An 18,866-nucleotide genomic window follows, 5' to 3' on the forward strand; every position below is an offset into this window, starting at 1 on the left:
CGAAAAAATTAAAGGTGATAACATGAACTTATTTGAAGCAATTTTTGTCCGGAAATCCGTCCGGAGTTATACAAATGAAGGGATCAGCCCGAAAGTTCTGGAAGACATTCTGAAACAATTTGATGAAATTAACGGGCTGTTTGGAGGAGTAGAGACGGAACTGGCGATTTTTGACAATCGACAGAATGATTATAAGATGCTCAGTATTCTTGGAATCAAGGCACCATATTATCTGGTGTTGTATTCGGAAGAAAAAGACCGTGCGATGATGAACGCAGGGTATCTGATGGAGCAGCTTTCGTTATATATGTACACCAGAGGAATCGGAAGCTGTTTTATCGGCAATCCGATCATTAAGAAAAAATATCAATATCGCGATAAAAAGCGGATGATGGTGGTGATGGCATTCGGAAAGCCCAAGGGAAGCTGTTATCGGAAACAGGCGGAAGCGAAGAGGTTGAGTTTGGATGACCTGTGTGTATATAAAGAAACACCGAGACAGTGGATGAAACAGTTACTGGATGCAGCAAGGATGGCACCTTCAAGTATGAACAGCCAGCCGTGGCGTTTCGTAGTTTTTGACAGCCGAATCCATATTTTCTCCAAGAAACATCCAAGTGATAAACTGGGAAAATGGGATGAGGTAAATTTTGGTATTATGTTTGCCAATATGATGACGGCTGCAGAAGAAATGTGGTTGGATGTGGATCTGATTCGTCTGGATGAACTGAGCCAGAAAAATTTTCAGAACAATCAGTATGTGCTGAGTGCAATTTTGCGCCCTTAAAACAGTAAATAGATTGATTTGAAGAAAAAACACAAAAAATTACAACAATTTAGTTGACAGGTGTCGGAATTTATAGTATGATATCTTTGTTCGAAAGAACAAGGATATGCACGAGTGGCTCAGTGGTGGAGTATCGCCTTGCCAAGGCGAGGGTCGCGGGTTCGAATCCCGTCTCGTGCTTAGAACAAGGGCTTTGTCAGTGATGACAAAGCCTTTTTTACATTACAGGAAATTGATTTCCTGTAATGTAAAAAACGCTCCGCGAGGATGCGTACTGCGGCGTATAAGGTAGATGTCGCAAGTTGAGAGTATATAAAAAGTCAGGAGGAATGCTATGGAATACACAAAGATATCAAAGAAGATGAAATCTCCGGTTGACGGACTGGAACTGGATTTGCTGATACTGGTTCCGGAAGAAGCACCGAAAGCAATCCTGCAGATTCATCACGGTATGGCAGAGTATAAAGAACGCTATCTTCCATTTATGAAGTATTTTGCAGAAGCCGGATATGTTGCGGCGATCCATGACTGCCGTGGACATGGAAAAAGTGTACGGACGAAAAAAGATCTGGGTTATATGTATGGTGCCGGTATGGATGCGTTGATCGAGGATACGGCTGAAGTAACCAGAATGTTGAAAGAAGAATGGCAGGGAGTACCGTTGATCTTACTGGGGCACAGCATGGGTTCTATGGTGGTTCGCTGTTTTACAAAAAAATACGATGATCTCCTGAATATGTTGGTGGTCTGTGGATCGCCATCAAAGAATCCGGGATCAAAAATAGGGATTGCACTGGCTGCTGTACAGGAAAAAATCAGTGGGGCACATCATGTCAGCCGTTTTCTGGAACTGCTTTCTCTGGGAAGCTATTCCGGGAAGTTTGCAGGTGAGGGAAGCCGCTTTGCCTGGTGCTGTTCGGATGAACAGGTTGTGCGTGCTTATGAAGCCTCGGAACTTTGCGGATTTACTTTTACCGTGGATGCGGATCAGGTACTGTTTCAACTAATGGATGAGACGTATCGGGAAACAGGATGGAAACTTTTCAATCCGGATCTGCCGGTGTTGTTTATCGGAGGATATGAAGATCCATGTATTGGCGGAGCAAGAAAATTTGCCCAGGCAGTACAGACGATGCGGCGAGTCGGATATATGGATACAAAAGGAAAATTGTATCCGGGTATGCGTCATGAGATTCTGAATGAGCGTGAAAAAGAAAAAGTATATCATGATGTAAAAAAATATATTGAAAAAAAATTGAATATTTGAGCTATACGGGTGAATAACGGGAACAGCAGAAAAAGGAAAAATGAATTCCTTCTCACTTTACATAGATTTAACAAAAGACTGTGAACAGATTTAACATGGATTTAATACAATAGTGCCATCAAAAGAAAAACATTGGGAGGACAATAATGGACATATTCAGTGTATTAACGATGGTAGGAGGACTGGCTCTGTTTCTGTACGGTATGCAGGTTATGGGGGATGGGCTGGCAAAAGTATCCGGTGGAAAGCTGGAGAGGATTCTGGAAAATCTGACATCTAACCCGATCAAAGCAGTATTGCTTGGTGCCGGTGTGACGGCTGTGATTCAGTCGTCATCGGCGACGACCGTTATGGTTGTCGGATTTGTTAATTCGGGTATTATGAAGTTGAATCAGGCAGTGGGAATTATCATGGGTGCCAACATTGGTACGACCGTAACTTCCTGGATTCTCAGTTTATCCGGGTTGCAGGGAGATAACGTCTTTGTAAAATTATGTAAACCTAGTTCCTTTTCACCGCTCCTTGCAGTGATCGGTGTGATTTTTCTGCTCTTTATTAAAGATGAAAAGAAAAAGGATATCGGAGCAATCATGGTTGGGTTTGCTGTGCTGATGTTTGGTATGGAAACCATGAGCGATGCGGTTAAACCGCTGGCAAATGTACCGGAATTTACCGGTATTTTGACAGCGTTTTCCAATCCGGTCCTCGGTATGATAGCCGGAGCAGTGCTGACGGCGATCATACAGAGTTCTTCTGCGTCTGTCGGTATCCTGCAGGCACTTTGCGTGACCGGAGCGGTAAGTTATGGGGTCGCGATCCCGATCATTATGGGACAAAATATCGGTACCTGCGTGACGGCACTGTTATCAAGTATCGGAGCAACTAAAAACGCAAAGCGTGCTGCCATGGTACACCTGTATTTTAATATTATCGGAACGGTTGTTTTCATGGTGCTCTTTTACACGGTCAATGCAGTCGTTGGATTTTCCTTTCTTGGCACGGCAACAAATGCAGCAGGAATTGCTGTGATACACAGTCTGTTTAATGTATTTGCTACGATGCTGTTACTTCCGTTCGGCAAAGGACTGGAAAAACTTGCATGTCTTACCATCCGTGATGATGTACAGCCGGCGGAAGTAGAAGAAGAAAGAAAAGAATTACAGCTTCTGGATTCCAGATTTCTGGAAAAACCGGCGTTTGCCATGGAACAGAGTGTTCATGTGGCAAACAAAATGGCGGAAGAATCCAAGCGAACCTTATTCACTGCTATGGATCTCCTGTGGAATTATACGGAGGATGGAGCAAAAAAGGTAGGTGAGCTGGAAAATCTGGTAGATCAGTATGAAGATGAACTGGGAACGTATCTGGTAAAACTTTCCAGACAGAATCTCAGTGTCCACGATAGTCATACGCTGTCTATCGTGCTGCATTGTATCGGGGATTTTGAACGAATCTCAGACCATGCGATCAACATCATGGAGGCAGCACAGGAGATGCATGATAAAAAGCTGATATTTTCTCCGAAGGCAGAAGAAGAGTTGAAAGTTTTCAGCAGAGCGGTGCAGGATATTGTGGAGAAAGCTTATGCGGTATTCCGTGATCAGGATGAGAAACTGGCACAGAAAGTAGAACCGTTGGAGGCAGTAGTGGATGAGCTGAACCAGGAAGTGAAAAAGCGTCATATCCGCAGACTGAGAGAGGGAAAATGTACGATTGAACTTGGATTTATTCTTTCGGATATTACGACCAGTCTCGAGCGAGTGGCAGATCATTGTTCCAATATTGCGGTGTGCGTGACACAGGTAAGAGAAGATACTTATGATACACATGGATATCTGAACAGCGTAAAAAATGAAGACAGTGAGATATTCCGCGGACTGGTATTAGAAGAAGAAGAAAAGTATTTTCTGCCATAAAAATAGGAGAGACATATGATTTACTGTGTTGAGGATGAAAGAAACATTCGGGAACTGCTGGTGTATACCCTGCATTCCACGGGATTTGAGGCTAAGGGGCTGGAAAATGGTACACAGTTATTTGAAGAATTGGGTAATCTGATTCCGGATCTGATACTGCTGGATATCATGCTTCCGGGAGACGATGGTTATACGATTTTGGAAAAAATCCGTCAGATGCCGGAAGTACGTGATGTCCCGGTGATTATGGTTACTGCAAAAGGTGCGGAATTTGATAAAGTAAAAGGTCTGGATCTTGGTGCGGATGATTATATTACTAAACCATTCGGCATGATGGAATTTATCTCCCGCGTGAAGGCGGTACTTCGAAGAGGGGGAAGCCGGACGGAGGAGACATTGGTTCATGGTCCGATCCAGATTCGAATTCAGCGCCATGAAGTGCTGGTGCACGGACAGAAGGTAGAACTGACTCTGAAAGAATTTGAATTGTTAAAATATCTGGTGGAAAACAGAGGAATTGTCCTGACACGTGACCAGTTGCTTACCAGAATCTGGGGATACGATTTTGATGGGGAGACCAGAACTGTGGATGTCCATGTACGTACTCTGCGTCAGAAACTCGGCGAAGCAGGTGCATGTATTGAAACTGTCCGTGGTGTAGGTTATCGTATGGGAGACGAAGCATGAGACAGAAAATTTTAAAGCAGGTTGGAGTCCTTTTGACGGTCTCCATTCTGCTTACCTTTTTAGTTGTCAGCCTGACAATGTACAGTAAATTTAACGGATACATGCACGACAGTGTACGGGAAGAAGCGGAATACATCAGAGTAGCAATTGAGGAAACGGAAGGCGACTATCTGAACGAGAAAATCAGCAGTCTGAAGTCGGATAACAGGATCACACTGTTAAATACAGATGGTACGGTGTTGTACGATTCGCTGGAAGATGCATCTGCCATGGGAAACCACGGTAACCGCCCGGAAGTAAAGGAAGCAGAAAAAAAAGGCTCCGGTGAGATGCTGCGATATTCGGAAACACTGGACAAACAGACTTTTTACTACGCTATCCTGTTGGAGGACGGAAAAATTCTCCGTGTATCAAGAAGCATCGATTCTGTTCTTGGGTATCTGCAGTCAGGGATTACACTGGTGGCTGTTTTGGTGTTGGCAATCATCGGAATAGCGTTTTTTGTGATTCAGAACCAGACAAAAAAACTAGTGGAACCAATCAATACGATGGATCTGGAACACCCGCTGCGACATGTGGAATATGAAGAATTACGACCGCTTCTGATGCGTGTACATGAACAGAACAGACAGATTGCCGGACAGATCCAGGAATTGAAAGAACGTCATGAAGAATATCTGGCAATTACAGAAAATATGAAAGACGGTCTTGTGGTTGCAAGTCAGACAGAAGTATTGTCGATCAACAAAGCGGCCCAGGAACTGTTCCAGGTACAGGCGAGCGATTGTATCCGAAGACCAATCAGCCGTGTAAGCCGGAATAAAGAATTGAAAAAAGCACTGGATGGAGCATTGGCAGGCGAGCATATCGAGACGGTGCTTGAAACTCATGGACGATTCTACCAGCTTCTTGCCAATCCGGTAAAGGTAACGGGAAAAACGTATGGTGCAGTAATTATGGTGTGGGATATCACAGAAAAAAATGCCGCGGAACAGATGCGGAGAGAATTTTCTGCTAACGTATCTCATGAATTAAAAACTCCGCTGATGTCGATCTCCGGATATGCGGAACTGATTGAAAATGGCATGGTTCAGCCGGCAGACATTCCGGAATTCGCCTCCAGGATCCATCAGGAAGCCAATCGACTTACTGCATTGGTACAGGATATTATCCAGTTATCAAAACTGGAAGAGGGAACCAGTCAGATGCAGGAAGAAGTTGTGGATCTCTATGAACTGGCGGAAGACATCGGAGCTACCCTTCATCATGCGGCCAAGAAAAAAGATATCACGATGAAAATCGAAGGAGCAACACAGGAAATTACAGGTGTGCGTCAGATCTTATATGAGATGTTGTATAATCTGATGGATAATGGTATTAAGTACAATGTGGAACATGGAATATTATGGGTACGGATGTGGAAAACTACAGATAAAATATACTGGCAGGTGGAGGACACCGGAATAGGAATTGCCAAAGAAGAACAGGAGCGAGTTTACGAACGCTTTTATCGTGTAGATAAAAGTCATTCCAGGCAGACTGGCGGTACAGGACTGGGACTGTCTATCGTAAAACACGGCGCAGCCCTTCATCATGCCCAGATCCGAACCGAAAGCCAGCCGGGCCAGGGAACCAAAATCACCATAGGATTTCCTCTGGATCCAATATAATGATGATACCAGGGTCAAAAGATCTGAAATCTGATGCAGGCTTGCTTGTAGGAAGATTTCAGACCATTTGACTCTGGTATCTTTTTTACCAACTTTCCGTTTTCCCTCTACATCTTATAAATTATCACAGGAATCGGCGGATGATTCGGTCGATTATAATAACAGGAAAGTACCACCAGATATTTCTTTGAATCCAATCCCTTCAGATAATCCAGTACACCGTCCCGTTCTTCAAAGCCACTATCACCTCCACTGTAAATACAAAGACTGATGCATCCGCCTGTCTTTAAAAGTTCCAGTCCTTGTTCCAGTGCTACAATTGTTGACTCTTTGTGGGTGGCGATCGAATGATCTCCCGAAGGAAGATATCCAAGATTAAAAACGATACAGGAAACCGTTCCCGGGTCTGCGTAAGAAGACATGTGTGCATGGCTGTCCAGTAAAAGTTGTACGGGTGCCAGATGTTCGTGTTCCTGTAAAAGTGCTTTGGTGGAATCAAGGGCAGCCTGCTGAATATCAAAAGCCAGGACACATCCGGACGGACCAGCCAGCTGGCTTAAAAATAATGTATCACGGCCGTTTCCCATGGTAGCATCGATACACAGATCTCCCGGCTTTATTTGGGTACGGATGACAGAACGGTACCATTCGGTGACCTGATATGGGTTTGTCTTTTTCATAAAACATTTACCTTTCTGTGAAGAATGGTAACTGTTCAGTACCTTCACAGTTACGTGCCAAAATGCATTTAAACGATAAAAATACGCTTTGCGAGTTTTTATCGTTATCGCGGCACTCCTCAAGGTTCCGTGCAAGCACGGACTTTGACTCGTTGCTCGCGTAAATCACCTCCGGTGATGGCATTTTGGCTTGTATGTCTTGGGATTTTGGCATATTTATGCCAAAACACCTCGCGGTACAGTGGTTACTGAATAGTTACGAAGAATGTTACAAATATTATAAACATCTGAAAGAAAAAAGTAAACGGAAAAAGAAGTAGAATACTTGCAGTTTCAGACAAAAGCAGGTATCATGAAGAATAAGCATGGAAAAACAATACATCAGAAGAAGCAAAGAGTACAGACAGAAAGTTGGCGATAAAATGGATAAAAAACGGCAAAGAAAAAAATCTAGGAGACGGCGATTGAGTCATCGACAAAAAATTGTGTACATGCAGATCGGAGCCATCACCGTTGCTATTTTTCTGGCACTTCTTGTGGGAGCAGCAGCACTTACCAAAGTGCTGAATCGGCGAGAGGTACAGACGGATCAAAAAAATGCAAAACAAGAACAGCAGGAAGAAAAAATAGCATCGGAAGATGACAATTCTGCGGACAGTACGTCCGGAGACTCCCGGAATGAACCAACGACACCCGAACCGACAGGTGAACCGGTTTCTATCACGGTCAGTATGGTGGGTGACTGTACGCTGGGAACGGATATAAACTTTGATCAGAGCACCAGTTTTGATGCGTTTTATCAGATGAAAAACGATCCGGGATACTTTTTCCAGAATGTAAAAGAAATATTTACAGCGGACGATCTCACTGTGGCAAATATGGAAGGAACGCTGACAACCTCCGATGCCCGACAGGAAAAAACATTTGCTTTCAAAGGTGATCCTTCTTATACAGAGATCCTTACCCGGGGTGGCGTGGAGGCCACCAACCTTGCCAACAACCACAGTCATGATTACGGAGATCAGAGTTATGAAGATACGATTCAGTATCTGGAGGCAGCCGGAATTACGACTTTTGGCTATGATCGGACAGCTGTGATGGATGTAAAAGGCATCAAAGTGGGACTGATCGGAATCTATGAACTGAAAGACGGGATCGGTAGACAACAGCAGGTTATTGATACCATACAGGAGGTAAAGAATCAGGGAGCCCAGGTAATCATTGTAAGCTTCCACTGGGGAACGGAAAAATCGAACATTCCGGACGATGCCCAGAAAACACTGGCTCATCTGGCAATTGATCAGGGAGCAGATCTGGTAGTAGGACATCATCCACATGTTCTTCAGGGAATAGAAAAATATCAGGGAAAAAATATTGTATACAGTCTTGGAAACTTCTGCTTTGGCGGAAACAAGAATCCGTCAGATAAGGATACGATGATTTTTCAGCAGACCTTTACTGTTGAAAACGGGAAACTGGCAGAAGACGATGTGACCAATATTATCCCCTGTTCTCTTTCTTCGGAGTCCGGGTATAATAATTATCAGCCCATGGTTCTGGAAGGAAGTGAAAAAGAGCGTGTACTTCAGAAGATAGAGGATTTCAGTACAGCCATCAATCAGTAACCAGATGAGTGACAGAAAAAAGAGGATAACGATGAGAAAAGAAGAATTTTTGGAAAAACTGCGGGCACGGCTGTCTCAGACCATGTCTCAACAGGAAGTGACAGCACAGATCCGTTATTATGAAAACTATATTCAGGAACAGATGCAAAATGGCAGATCAGAGGAAGAAGTACTGACAGAGCTTGGAGATCCTCTGCTGATTGCGAAAACACTGATGGATGTACAGGAGACGCAGGAAGAGTACAGCCATCCGGAGAGCAATATTTATGAGGAACGGGGTGGACAGGAGAGCGGTGATACACAGAGAGAACTGCATCGTATGGAAATAAAGACCAGGGGAGGCAGCCTGCTGGCGGCTGTCATTTTTGTTGTGGCTGTGGCAATGATCCTGTGGGCAGCCGGGACAGTGCTCATTCATCTGCTCCCGATATTGATCCCGTTAATGATAGTTTTATTGGTTGTGGCATATTTTAAACAAAAATAAGAAAAAGCAGAAGTTACGTGAAAAAAACGAAACTTCTGCTTTTTTCCTGCAGGGAAAGAAAATAATAAAACAGAAAAGTGGGGACAAATCCCAGAAAAACATGGTTTCAGACAAAGAGAAAGACCAGTAGGGGAGCTACTGGCCTTTCGAGGGGAGTATAAATAATTAATAAGGGGTTATTAATTGTAAAAAAAATTTTTGAAGGGTAAATTCTTTTTACAGGTTTGATTATAATACAGATCATTTGAAAATGCAACAAAGAAATGAATAAAGTCCCTTATTTTTGACATACTAACTCTGTAAATGAAACCGATGATTCAACGGAACATTTACAAAACAAGGATGAGCAGGAGGAAATACACATGTCTAAAAACTACAACAGGTGCAGCGAAGAGAACAAAGAAACTGACAAATACGGTATGACAGACAAGACAAATGAGAATGTCAAAACACAGAAAAAAGAAAATCGTTATGGCTCTGACAGCTATGACAAGAGCAGCACCAATCGTTACAGCGATAAAAACAGACAGTAAAAAAACAGTCTGTCCCGGAATTTTCCACCGGGACAGACCGGTACATAAAAGATTACGGATGTGCGGTCGGTGGAACGTGTGCATAAGATAAGAAAAAAGGAGTTTGGTTGTGGATATACCTCTGGTCTCTCCACGAAAGCTGGACCAGTACGTAGCCCGTTATCCGGGGGTCTGGATCGTTGATGTACGTTCCGGGGAAGAATACCGCAGATCACATATCCGATACGCAGTGAACATCCCTTATGAACCTGGAAAGGAGTGGGATCTGCCGGGAGAAAAAGAGATTGTGGTGTACTGTGAACGGGGAGCTACCAGCATGGCGGCAGTCCGGGAGATGATACGACAGGGATACTGTGCCCTTTCCGTGGCAGGAGGAATTACAGAATATAAAGGAAGAAATCTTGTGTTTTCCGAATAATCATAGTAGAATAAAGCATAATGTAAACGTAACTGTGAGGGTACTGAACAGTTACTATGTAAATTTTAAAATGTAGAAAAAGAGGACGGTACTGCCGTCCTCTGACAAAGGAGAAAAGTCAATGAAATATATGATTGCCTCAGATATTCATGGATCTGCCTGGTATTGCAGAAAAATGATGGAAGCTCTGGAAAAAGAGCAGGCAGATCGTCTGATTCTGCTGGGGGACCTGTTGTATCATGGTCCGCGAAATGATCTTCCCAAGGAATATGCACCAAAAGAAGTGATTCGGATGCTGAATAAAGAAAAGAACCGGATCTATAATGTGAGAGGAAACTGTGATGCGGAAGTGGACCAGATGGTACTGGAATTTCCGGTACTGGCAGATTATGGCTGGATGGAAATTGACGGGAAAACATTCTATATGAGCCATGGGCATATTTATAACGAACATAATCTGCCACCGTTAAAACCGGGCGATATTTTCATGCATGGGCATACTCATGTACTCAGGGCGGAAAAAGTAGGGGATATCACGATCCTGAATCCGGGTTCCGTGTCGATTCCGAAGGAAGGGAATCCGCCTACCTATGCAATACTGGAAAACAGTCGATTCACCATCAAAACATTCGATGAAGAAATAATAAAGGAATATGATTTATGAGACAATTTGAACTGATTGCCCCCTGTCACTTCGGACTGGAAGCAGTATTAAAAAGAGAAATCCTGGATCTTGGTTATGAGATCAGCAAGGTAGAAGATGGAAAGGTAAGTTTCTGGGGAGATGAGGAAGCGGTGGCTTATGCCAATATGTTTCTTCGAACCGCAGAGAGAGTTCTGTTAAAAGCAGGAGAATTTAAGGCGTGTACCTATGATGAGCTGTTTGAGAAAACGAAAGCTCTCCCGTGGGAAGAATATATCCCGGAAAACGGAAAGTTCTGGGTGAAAAAAGCTTCTTCGATCAAAAGCAAACTTTTCAGTCCTTCTGATATCCAGTCAATCATGAAAAAAGCCATGGTAGAACGGATGAAGCAGAAATATCACAGAGAGCATTTTGAAGAAGATGGTGTCAGCTATCCGGTGCGCGTATCGCTGATGAAAGATATCGTAACCGTGGGAATTGACACAACAGGGGTATCTCTTCATAAGCGAGGATATCGGAAATTACAGTCAAAAGCACCGATCTCCGAGACGCTTGCAGCGGCACTGATCATGTTGACTCCGTGGAAGAAAGACCGGATCCTGGTGGATCCTTTCTGTGGAAGCGGAACCTTCCCGATCGAAGCTGCGATGATGGCATGTAATATTGCGCCAGGTATGAACCGTTCCTTTCTGGCAGAAGACTGGACGAACCTGATTCCGCGCAAACACTGGTATAATGCGCTGGAAGAAGCGCAGGATCTGGTACATATGGAAGAAAGTCTGGATCTGCAGGGATACGATATCGATCCGGAAGTGGTAAAAAATGCAAGAGAAAATGCAGTGGCAGCAGGCGTGGATCATCTGATTCATTTTCAGCAGAGAGAAGTGGAGAAACTGCGTCATCCGAAAAAATATGGATTTATAATTACCAATCCGCCGTACGGCGAACGTCTTGAAGAAAAAGAGATGCTTCCCGGACTGTATCGTCAGATCGGTGAGGTATATGAAAAACTGGATGCCTGGTCGATGTATCTGATCACCAGTTACCAGGATGCAGAACGCTATATTGGAAGAAAAGCAGATAAGAACCGGAAAATTTATAACGGTATGATCCGGACCTATTACTATCAGTTCCTTGGACCAAAACCACCGAAACGCAGAGAGGGAGAGACACGATGAAACGTTTGATATTTGCCACAGGCAATCAGAATAAAATGCGGGAAATCCGGGAGATTCTGGCAGATCTTCCGGTAGAGATCCTGTCCATGAAACAGGCAGGGATCGAAGCGGATATTGTGGAAGATGGAAAAACCTTTGAGGAAAATGCCATCATCAAGGCAAAAACGATCATGGAACTGACCGGAGAACTGGTGCTGGCAGACGATTCCGGACTGGAAATTGACTATCTCAATAAAGAGCCTGGAATTTATTCCGCAAGATATATGGGAGAAGATACCTCTTACAGGGTAAAAAATATCAATCTGATCGAACGGCTGACAGGTGTACCGGATGAAAAAAGAACGGCACGCTTTGTCTGTGCAATTGCAGCAGCATTTCCGGATGGAACCATAAAGACAACCGAGGGTGTGATCGAAGGCCGGATCGGATATGAAGAACGTGGTGAGAACGGATTTGGTTATGATCCTATCTTTTATGTACCGGAATTCGGCTGTACAACAGCTGAACTATCGGAAGAACAGAAGAATGCAGTAAGTCACAGAGGAAAAGCCCTGGAAAAGATGAGGGAGATTCTGAAAGAAAGTGTGAATGCAGAATGAAGATTTTGGTAGTCAGTGATACACACGGACATGACGAAAATCTGATGCGTGTCCTGCAGCGGGAATGGCCGATTGATGCGCTGATCCACTGCGGAGATCTGGAAGGATCAGAGGATTATATCCCGGAGGCTGTAGAATGTCCCTGTTTCTTTGTGAGAGGAAATAACGATTTTTTCAGCGATTTGCCAAAGGAAGAAGTATTCAGTCTGGAAAATTATCGCATTATGGTAACACATGGACATATGCACGGTGTTTCGTTAAGTACCTGTCAGCTGGAAGAAGAAGCCAGGAGTCGTCAGGTACAGGTTGTAATGTTTGGACATACCCATTATCCTTACCTGGACGAAGAGGAGGATCTGACAGTTTTAAATCCGGGCAGTCTTTCTTACCCGCGCCAGCCGGGACGAAAACCGAGTTATCTTGTTATGCAAATTGATGAACAGGGAAAGGCACATTACGAACACAGATACCTCGAGAAATCCTGAAAAATAAGGAAAAATCAGGAAAATAAAAAAAATTAAAAAAATTCAAAAAAAGGTGTTGACTTTTAGCAAACTATACACTATAATACTCCTTGTGCTGAGCGAGAGAGCTCAACACGAGGAACAAAACGGGGTGTGGCTCAGCTTGGCTAGAGCGCCTGGTTTGGGACCAGGAGGTCGCAGGTTCGAATCCTGTCACCCCGACTTACGCGAACAACAAGTAAAAGTCTGTGCTTGCATGAGGACTTAACGAGTGTCGCGATGACGAGTAAAATCTGCGAAGTGTATTTTGTCTCGTTTAACAACTAAATAATTCCTATGCGGGTGTAGTTCAATGGTAGAACACCAGCCTTCCAAGCTGGATACGTGGGTTCGATTCCCATCACCCGCTTCCATCAGACATATCTGATGAGTACGTGTTTGTAGCTCAGTTGGATAGAGCAACGGCCTTCTAAGCCGTGGGTCGGGGGTTCGAATCCCTCCAAGCACGTTTCTTTTCTCTAAAGAGGAAAGGTATGGTGGGTATAGCGCAGTTGGTTAGCGCGCCAGATTGTGGCTCTGGAGGCCCAGGGTTCGAATCCCTGTATCCACCCTGCCGTAAGGCGTACGTTGGGCTATCGCCAAGCGGTAAGGCACAGGACTTTGACTCCTGCATTCGGCAGTTCGAATCTGCCTAGCCCAGGTTATGGGATATTAGCTCAGTTGGTAGAGCACTTGACTTTTAATCAAGTTGTCCGGGGTTCGAATCCCCGATGTCTCATCGGACAAGCCTAGTGCTTGTCCTTTTTTCGTTTTCTGTGCAGAACACATACACAGGCGGTTATGGCGGAATTGGCAGACGCGCTGGTTTTAGGTGCCAGTGGGCAACCGTGTGGGTTCGAGTCCCACTAACCGCATTTTATAGAAATTGCTGATGTTCATATCTTAGATTCTCATTGATTTCCCGGATAATAAAACATGATAGAAAAATGAAAAAGGAGGCCATTGTATGATAAAAGAAAGAAAATGGCTGGTGGATCTTGCAGGGGGTGCAGCAGTATATCCGGCAGCATACCAGGACATGGGAATCGAGATGTGTCCGTGTAGTGATTTTCAGACAAAAACGATCAGAGAAGGGGAAGAATATCCGCCTGCATTATTTCTGGGGAAATTTTCCAGGGTAAAGCAGAGGCATAAGTTGACAAACCACAGACACGATGGTAGGCTAGAACCATCTCAGGTGTCAGATCAGACATATAGAAAGGAATCATGCGATGAGAGAAAAATACGAATCATTATCAGCAGGAGAGCTTCGGGAAGTAGCCAAAGCAAGAGGACTGAAAGGAATCTCTGCTCTGAGAAAAGATGAACTGGTACAGCGGATGCTGGAGGAGGATGCGAAAGAGCAGGAAAAACAGATCGAGGATAAAAAAGCAGAATTTGGACAGCTGGACAGTGGAATCGAGGCAAACGGTATTCTGGAAGTGCTTGCTGACGGTTATGGATTCATCCGCAGTGATAATTATATGCCGGGTGAGAATGATGTGTATGTATCCCCTTCACAGATCCGCCGCTTTAATCTGAAAACGGGAGATATTGTACGGGGAAGTACAAGAGTAAGAAAAGAAAATGAAAAGTTTGGAGCACTGCTGTATGTGACTTCTATCAACGGTATGTCACCGAATGAAAATACGAAACGATATAGCTTTGAAGATATGACCCCGATCTTTCCGGATTCCCGTCTTCGTCTGGAACGCCCTGGCGGAAGTATGGCGATGCGGATCGTAGATCTGATCAGTCCAATCGGAAAAGGTCAGAGAGGTATGATCGTATCTCCGCCGAAGGCAGGTAAAACGACCCTGTTGAAAGAGGCTGCACAGTCCATTCTTCGAAACAGCCCGGATATGCATCTGATCATTCTTCTGATTGATGAACGCCCGGAGGAAGTAACGGATATCAGGGAAGCGATTCGCGGGGATAACGTGGAAGTCATCTATTCTACGTTTGATGAGCAGCCGGAACATCACAAACGGGTGTCTGAGATGACTATTGAACGAGCAAAACGTCTGGTAGAACATAAAAAAGACGTTACAATCTTTATTGACAGTATCACACGACTGGCAAGGGCATACAATCTGACTGTTCCACCAAGCGGAAGAACACTTTCCGGTGGTCTTGATCCGGCAGCTCTGCATATGCCGAAACGATTCTTCGGTGCGGCAAGAAATATGAGAGAGGGCGGAAGCCTTACTATCCTTGCCACAGCACTTGTGGATACCGGAAGTAAGATGGATGATGTGGTATATGAAGAATTTAAGGGCACTGGCAATATGGAGCTGGTACTGGATCGGAAACTGCAGGAAAAGAGAGTGTTCCCGGCCATTGATATTGCAAAATCCGGAACAAGAAGAGAGGATCTTTTACTGAGTCAGGATGAACAGGAAGCTGTCTATATCATGCGAAAAGCGTTGAATGGTATGAAAGCAGATGAGGCGGTGGAGAACATACTGAACATGTTTACAAAAACCAGAAACAATCAGGAACTGGTAAATCAGGTAAAGAATCAGAAATTTATCTAAAAGCACTTGCTTTTTTATAGAGCATATGTTATACTTTACAAGCTGTTTAAATTTGAGAAAATAGTAAAATATATATAAGAAAATTGGAAGAGGTGAAAGAAATGAGAGAAGGAATCCATCCAGATTATTATCAGGCAACAGTAACCTGCAACTGTGGTAACACATTTGTAACAGGTTCTACAAAGAAAGATATCCACGTAGAAATCTGCTCCAAATGTCATCCATTCTACACAGGTCAGCAGAAAGCTGCTGCAGCTCGTGGACGTATTGATAAGTTCAACAAAAAATACGGTATTAACGCATAAGACAATAAGAAAAGACAAGCGGGTTGAGGTTTTTACAAATCTCAACCTGTTTTTCTCTATAGGAATGTAAGGGAGAAACGATGAAATCTTCAAATATAGGTGGTCAGGCTGTCATGGAAGGTATCATGATGCGCAGTGGAGATCAGTATTCCATTGGTGTCAGAAAACCGGACGGTGAGATCGAGGTGAAGGTGGAGCCATACAGGAGCTGGGCAAAAGACAGTAGCATTTGGAAACTGCCTGTTTTCCGGGGTGTGGCTTCTTTTTTTGAATCTTTGGTTGTGGGGATCCGGTGTCTGATGTATTCGGCAAGTTTTATTGAGGACGAAGAAGAGGATGCGAAGAAACCAGGGAAAGAAAAGACAGAAGAACAGAAAGAAAAAGAAGAAAAATGGCTGATGTATGGGACAATGACATTTTCTGTGATATTTTCCATAGCCCTGTTTATCATGCTGCCGTATTTTCTGGCAGGCTTTCTTCGGAATGTGACGACGTCCGAAGGCGTGATCGCTGTTGCAGAAGCATGTGTACGCATGATTCTGTTTCTCGGTTATCTGGTGCTGATTTCCAGAATGAAAGATATTCAGAGAGTATTTATGTATCACGGAGCGGAACATAAGTGTATTAACTGTGTGGAACACGGACTGGAACTGAATGTGGAAAATGTAATGAAAAGTTCCAGAGAACATAAACGCTGCGGAACCAGCTTTTTGCTGTTTGTCATGATCGTCAGCATTATTTTCTTTTTGTTTATCCGGGTGTCTTCACCGGTACTGCGGGTAGTGATCCGTCTGCTTCTGATGCCGGTTATCGCCGGAGTATCTTATGAGATTATCCGGCTGGCAGGAAAAAGTGATAACAAAATTGTAGCATTGTTGAGTAAACCGGGGCTGATGTTACAGCATCTGACAACGAGAGAGCCGGAACCGGAGATGGCAGAGGTTGCTATCGCAGCGGTAGAAGCGGTATTTGACTGGAGAAGTTATCTGAAAGAAAACTTTCCGGAACAATACGGAGAAAAGTCATGAGTACATTGAGACAATTGCTTTCATGGGGAAGCGAAACACTGGAGAAAGCCGAAGTACCGGACAGCGGACAGGATGCATGGATGTTGATGGAAGAAGTCTTCGGAATAGAAAAAAGCTATTATTTTCTTCACGGAACTGATAAAATAGACCTGGATGTACAAAAAAGATATGAAGAGATGATCCGGGACCGGGCAAAACGGATTCCGGTACAATATCTGACCGGAAAAGCCTGGTTTATGGGGTATGAATTTCTGGTTAATTCCAGTGTGCTGATTCCACGATTTGATACGGAAGTTCTGGTGGAGGAGACAATAAAACATATTATGCCGGGATGTCGGTTATTAGATGTATGTACCGGAAGCGGCTGTATTTTGCTGAGCTTGCTGGAAGAATGTAAGGGCAGGATCAGCGCGGCAACAGGTGTAGATATTTCCAAAGATGCACTGCAGGTTGCAATTGCAAACAGAAACAGGATGGGACTCACAGCGGATTTCAGAGAGAGTGATCTGTTTTCGGATGTTGAGGGAGTTTATGATGTGATCGTGTCGAATCCACCGTATATTGCCACGAAAGAACTGGAGGGACTGATGCCGGAGGTACGGGAGCATGAGCCGATATTGGCACTTGACGGAATGGAAGACGGGTTATATTTTTACCGGGAGATTGTGGCGCAGGCAGGTGAATATCTGGAACAGGGAGGATGGCTCTGCTTTGAGATCGGATATGATCAGGGAGAGGCACTGAAAGAGATGATGACAGAAGCCGGCTATGGACAGGTAAAGATCATCAAAGATCTGGCAGGACTTGACCGGGTAGCCATTGGACAGAAAAACAATAATTGGAATGAATTTTGAATCGTAACTGTGAAGGTACTGAACAGTTACGAAATATACCAGGAGGAAGAGAAATGTTTGATAAATTAGAAGATCTGCTGGTTCGTCTGGAAGAAATTTTAAGTGAATTAAACGAGCCGGGAGTTGCAAATGATCCTGCACGTTTTCAGAAGCTGATGAAGGAACAGAGCGAACTGCAGCCAATTGTGGATGCATACAAAGAATATAAAGCGTGTCAGCAGACGGTGGAAGAGAGTCTGATGATGCTGGATGAAGAATCTGACGAAGAGATGCGTGAGATGCTGAAAGAAGAGCTGGCAGATGCAAAAAACAGAATTGAAGAACTGGAGACAGAACTGAAGATCCTGTTGTTGCCTAAAGATCCGAATGACAGTAAAAATGTTATCGTTGAGATACGCGCCGGCGCCGGTGGTGACGAGGCTGCTTTATTTGCCGCTGAAATCTATCGTATGTATGTAAAATATGCAGAGTCCCGCAGATGGAAAACCGAGCTGATGTCTCTGAATGAAAACGGGATCGGCGGTTTCAAGGAAGTTACTTTTATGATCAATGGTGCGGGAGCATATTCCCGTCTGAAGTACGAAAGTGGTGTGCACCGTGTACAGCGTGTACCGGAGACAGAGTCCGGTGGACGTATCCATACTTCTACGATTACTGTAGCAATCATGCCGGAAGCAGAAGAAATTGATTTCCAGCTGGATCTGAATGACTGTAAGTTTGATGTATTCCGTGCATCCGGTAACGGTGGACAGTGTGTCAACACCACAGACTCCGCGGTACGTCTGACTCATATCCCGACCGGTATTGTAATTTCCTGCCAGGATGAAAAATCACAGCTCAAAAACAGAGATAAGGCACTGCGTGTTCTGCGCTCCCGTCTGTATGATATGGAGTTACAGAAACGTCATGACGAAGAAGCGGAAGCAAGAAGAAGCCAGGTAGGTACGGGAGACCGTTCCGAGAAGATTCGTACCTATAACTTTCCGCAGGGCCGTGTGACAGATCACAGAATCAAACTGACCCTGCATCGTCTGGATACAATCTTAAATGGTGATCTTGATGAGATCATTGACAGCCTGATCGCAGCAGACCAGACAGCCAAGCTGGCAAAAATGAACCAATAAACAAAATATGTAAATAAAAGGATCGGAG

The 18,866-nt window shown here is 44.2% G+C and carries 20 protein-coding genes and 8 tRNA genes; 27 read left to right on the forward strand and 1 reads right to left on the reverse strand.

The genetic code is table 11. The annotated features are described in order from the left end of the window. Nucleotides 1–22: 22 nt before the first annotated feature. The 6 genes from FYJ57_RS08290 (at nucleotide 23) to FYJ57_RS08315 (ending at nucleotide 6,327) form a co-directional block, all read left to right on the forward strand. Nucleotides 23–787, forward strand: a complete 765-nt coding sequence (locus FYJ57_RS08290; RefSeq protein ID WP_154432317.1) for a nitroreductase family protein — start codon at nucleotides 23–25, stop codon at nucleotides 785–787. Between the two features lie 108 nt (nucleotides 788–895). Continuing rightward, nucleotides 896–967, forward strand: a tRNA-Gly gene (locus FYJ57_RS08295). A 154-nt stretch (nucleotides 968–1,121) separates the two neighbouring features. Next, a complete protein-coding gene (locus tag FYJ57_RS08300) occupies nucleotides 1,122–2,054 on the forward strand; it encodes an alpha/beta fold hydrolase (RefSeq protein WP_154432318.1) in 933 nt (310 codons plus the stop codon). Between the two features lie 146 nt (nucleotides 2,055–2,200). Beyond that, complete coding sequence (locus FYJ57_RS08305) at nucleotides 2,201–3,970, forward strand: Na/Pi cotransporter family protein (RefSeq protein WP_154432319.1); 1,770 nt, start codon at nucleotides 2,201–2,203, stop codon at nucleotides 3,968–3,970. A 15-nt stretch (nucleotides 3,971–3,985) separates the two neighbouring features. Next, a complete protein-coding gene (locus tag FYJ57_RS08310; RefSeq protein ID WP_106492801.1) occupies nucleotides 3,986–4,657 on the forward strand; it encodes a response regulator transcription factor in 672 nt (223 codons plus the stop codon). Beyond that, complete coding sequence (locus tag FYJ57_RS08315) at nucleotides 4,654–6,327, forward strand: sensor histidine kinase (RefSeq protein ID WP_154432320.1); 1,674 nt, start codon at nucleotides 4,654–4,656, stop codon at nucleotides 6,325–6,327. Before FYJ57_RS08310 ends, FYJ57_RS08315 begins: the two co-directional genes overlap by 4 nt. 107 nt (nucleotides 6,328–6,434) lie before the next feature. On the opposite strand, the gene FYJ57_RS08320 is transcribed toward FYJ57_RS08315, so the two are convergent. Continuing rightward, nucleotides 6,435–7,007 carry a tRNA 5-(aminomethyl)-2-thiouridylate-methyltransferase MnmM gene (locus FYJ57_RS08320; protein WP_154432321.1) on the reverse strand — a complete coding sequence of 191 codons (573 nt, stop codon included), beginning with the start codon at nucleotides 7,005–7,007 and terminating at the stop codon, nucleotides 6,435–6,437. A 422-nt stretch (nucleotides 7,008–7,429) separates the two neighbouring features. On the opposite strand from FYJ57_RS08320, the gene FYJ57_RS08325 reads away from it, so the two are divergent. From FYJ57_RS08325 to prfA, 21 genes are all read left to right on the forward strand, one after another. Beyond that, a complete protein-coding gene (locus FYJ57_RS08325; RefSeq protein WP_154432349.1) occupies nucleotides 7,430–8,632 on the forward strand; it encodes a CapA family protein in 1,203 nt (400 codons plus the stop codon). Nucleotides 8,633–8,663: 31 nt separating this feature from the next. Beyond that, nucleotides 8,664–9,116, forward strand: coding sequence for a DUF1700 domain-containing protein (locus FYJ57_RS08330; RefSeq protein WP_205839939.1), 453 nt, complete (start codon nucleotides 8,664–8,666; stop codon nucleotides 9,114–9,116). A 362-nt stretch (nucleotides 9,117–9,478) separates the two neighbouring features. Next, nucleotides 9,479–9,649: a hypothetical protein gene (locus tag FYJ57_RS08335; RefSeq protein ID WP_154432323.1), complete on the forward strand. Its 171-nt coding sequence runs from the start codon at nucleotides 9,479–9,481 to the stop codon at nucleotides 9,647–9,649. 109 nt (nucleotides 9,650–9,758) lie between these two features. Beyond that, entirely contained in the window at nucleotides 9,759–10,067 is a 309-nt protein-coding gene (locus FYJ57_RS08340) for a rhodanese-like domain-containing protein (protein WP_328597452.1), read from the forward strand. Nucleotides 10,068–10,188: 121 nt separating this feature from the next. After that, nucleotides 10,189–10,731, forward strand: coding sequence for a phosphodiesterase (yfcE, locus tag FYJ57_RS08345; RefSeq protein WP_106492796.1), 543 nt, complete (start codon nucleotides 10,189–10,191; stop codon nucleotides 10,729–10,731). Continuing rightward, nucleotides 10,728–11,888, forward strand: a complete 1,161-nt coding sequence (locus FYJ57_RS08350) for a THUMP domain-containing class I SAM-dependent RNA methyltransferase (protein WP_118575558.1) — start codon at nucleotides 10,728–10,730, stop codon at nucleotides 11,886–11,888. The genes yfcE and FYJ57_RS08350 overlap by 4 nt, the downstream gene beginning before the upstream one ends. Then, on the forward strand, nucleotides 11,885–12,487 hold the full coding sequence (locus FYJ57_RS08355; protein ID WP_154432325.1) for an XTP/dITP diphosphatase: 603 nt from the start codon (nucleotides 11,885–11,887) through the stop codon (nucleotides 12,485–12,487). Before FYJ57_RS08350 ends, FYJ57_RS08355 begins: the two co-directional genes overlap by 4 nt. Beyond that, nucleotides 12,484–12,972, forward strand: coding sequence for a metallophosphoesterase family protein (locus tag FYJ57_RS08360; protein WP_154432326.1), 489 nt, complete (start codon nucleotides 12,484–12,486; stop codon nucleotides 12,970–12,972). Before FYJ57_RS08355 ends, FYJ57_RS08360 begins: the two co-directional genes overlap by 4 nt. Before the next feature lie 126 nt (nucleotides 12,973–13,098). Beyond that, nucleotides 13,099–13,173: transfer RNA gene (locus FYJ57_RS08365), tRNA-Pro, on the forward strand. Between the two features lie 116 nt (nucleotides 13,174–13,289). After that, nucleotides 13,290–13,360 (forward strand) — tRNA-Gly (locus tag FYJ57_RS08370). Nucleotides 13,361–13,385: 25 nt separating this feature from the next. Further along, nucleotides 13,386–13,459, forward strand: a tRNA-Arg gene (locus FYJ57_RS08375). A 28-nt stretch (nucleotides 13,460–13,487) separates the two neighbouring features. Then, nucleotides 13,488–13,561, forward strand: a tRNA-His gene (locus FYJ57_RS08380). An 18-nt stretch (nucleotides 13,562–13,579) separates the two neighbouring features. After that, a tRNA-Gln gene (locus FYJ57_RS08385) sits at nucleotides 13,580–13,651 on the forward strand. Nucleotides 13,652–13,656: 5 nt separating this feature from the next. Then, nucleotides 13,657–13,729, forward strand: a tRNA-Lys gene (locus tag FYJ57_RS08390). Between the two features lie 56 nt (nucleotides 13,730–13,785). Then, nucleotides 13,786–13,865 (forward strand) — tRNA-Leu (locus tag FYJ57_RS08395). A gap of 92 nt (nucleotides 13,866–13,957) precedes the next feature. Further along, nucleotides 13,958–14,317 (forward strand): hypothetical protein, encoded by a 360-nt coding sequence (locus FYJ57_RS08400; protein WP_154432327.1) that lies wholly within the window; start codon nucleotides 13,958–13,960, stop codon nucleotides 14,315–14,317. Next, on the forward strand, nucleotides 14,223–15,527 hold the full coding sequence (gene rho, locus FYJ57_RS08405) for a transcription termination factor Rho (protein ID WP_106492793.1): 1,305 nt from the start codon (nucleotides 14,223–14,225) through the stop codon (nucleotides 15,525–15,527). The genes FYJ57_RS08400 and rho overlap by 95 nt, the downstream gene beginning before the upstream one ends. A 101-nt stretch (nucleotides 15,528–15,628) precedes the next feature. Beyond that, nucleotides 15,629–15,832, forward strand: coding sequence for a 50S ribosomal protein L31 (gene rpmE, locus FYJ57_RS08410; RefSeq protein ID WP_022170964.1), 204 nt, complete (start codon nucleotides 15,629–15,631; stop codon nucleotides 15,830–15,832). Nucleotides 15,833–15,912: 80 nt separating this feature from the next. Then, complete coding sequence (locus FYJ57_RS08415; protein ID WP_106492792.1) at nucleotides 15,913–16,860, forward strand: DUF1385 domain-containing protein; 948 nt, start codon at nucleotides 15,913–15,915, stop codon at nucleotides 16,858–16,860. Continuing rightward, nucleotides 16,857–17,714: a peptide chain release factor N(5)-glutamine methyltransferase gene (gene prmC / locus FYJ57_RS08420; protein ID WP_154432328.1), complete on the forward strand. Its 858-nt coding sequence runs from the start codon at nucleotides 16,857–16,859 to the stop codon at nucleotides 17,712–17,714. Before FYJ57_RS08415 ends, prmC begins: the two co-directional genes overlap by 4 nt. Before the next feature lie 53 nt (nucleotides 17,715–17,767). Continuing rightward, complete coding sequence (gene prfA, locus FYJ57_RS08425) at nucleotides 17,768–18,838, forward strand: peptide chain release factor 1 (RefSeq protein ID WP_154432329.1); 1,071 nt, start codon at nucleotides 17,768–17,770, stop codon at nucleotides 18,836–18,838. The last annotated feature ends 28 nt before the right edge of the window (nucleotides 18,839–18,866 follow it).

This window comes from Oliverpabstia intestinalis (assembly GCF_009696065.1).
In the GTDB taxonomy this organism is placed as follows: Bacteria; Bacillota; Clostridia; order Lachnospirales; family Lachnospiraceae; genus Oliverpabstia; species Oliverpabstia intestinalis.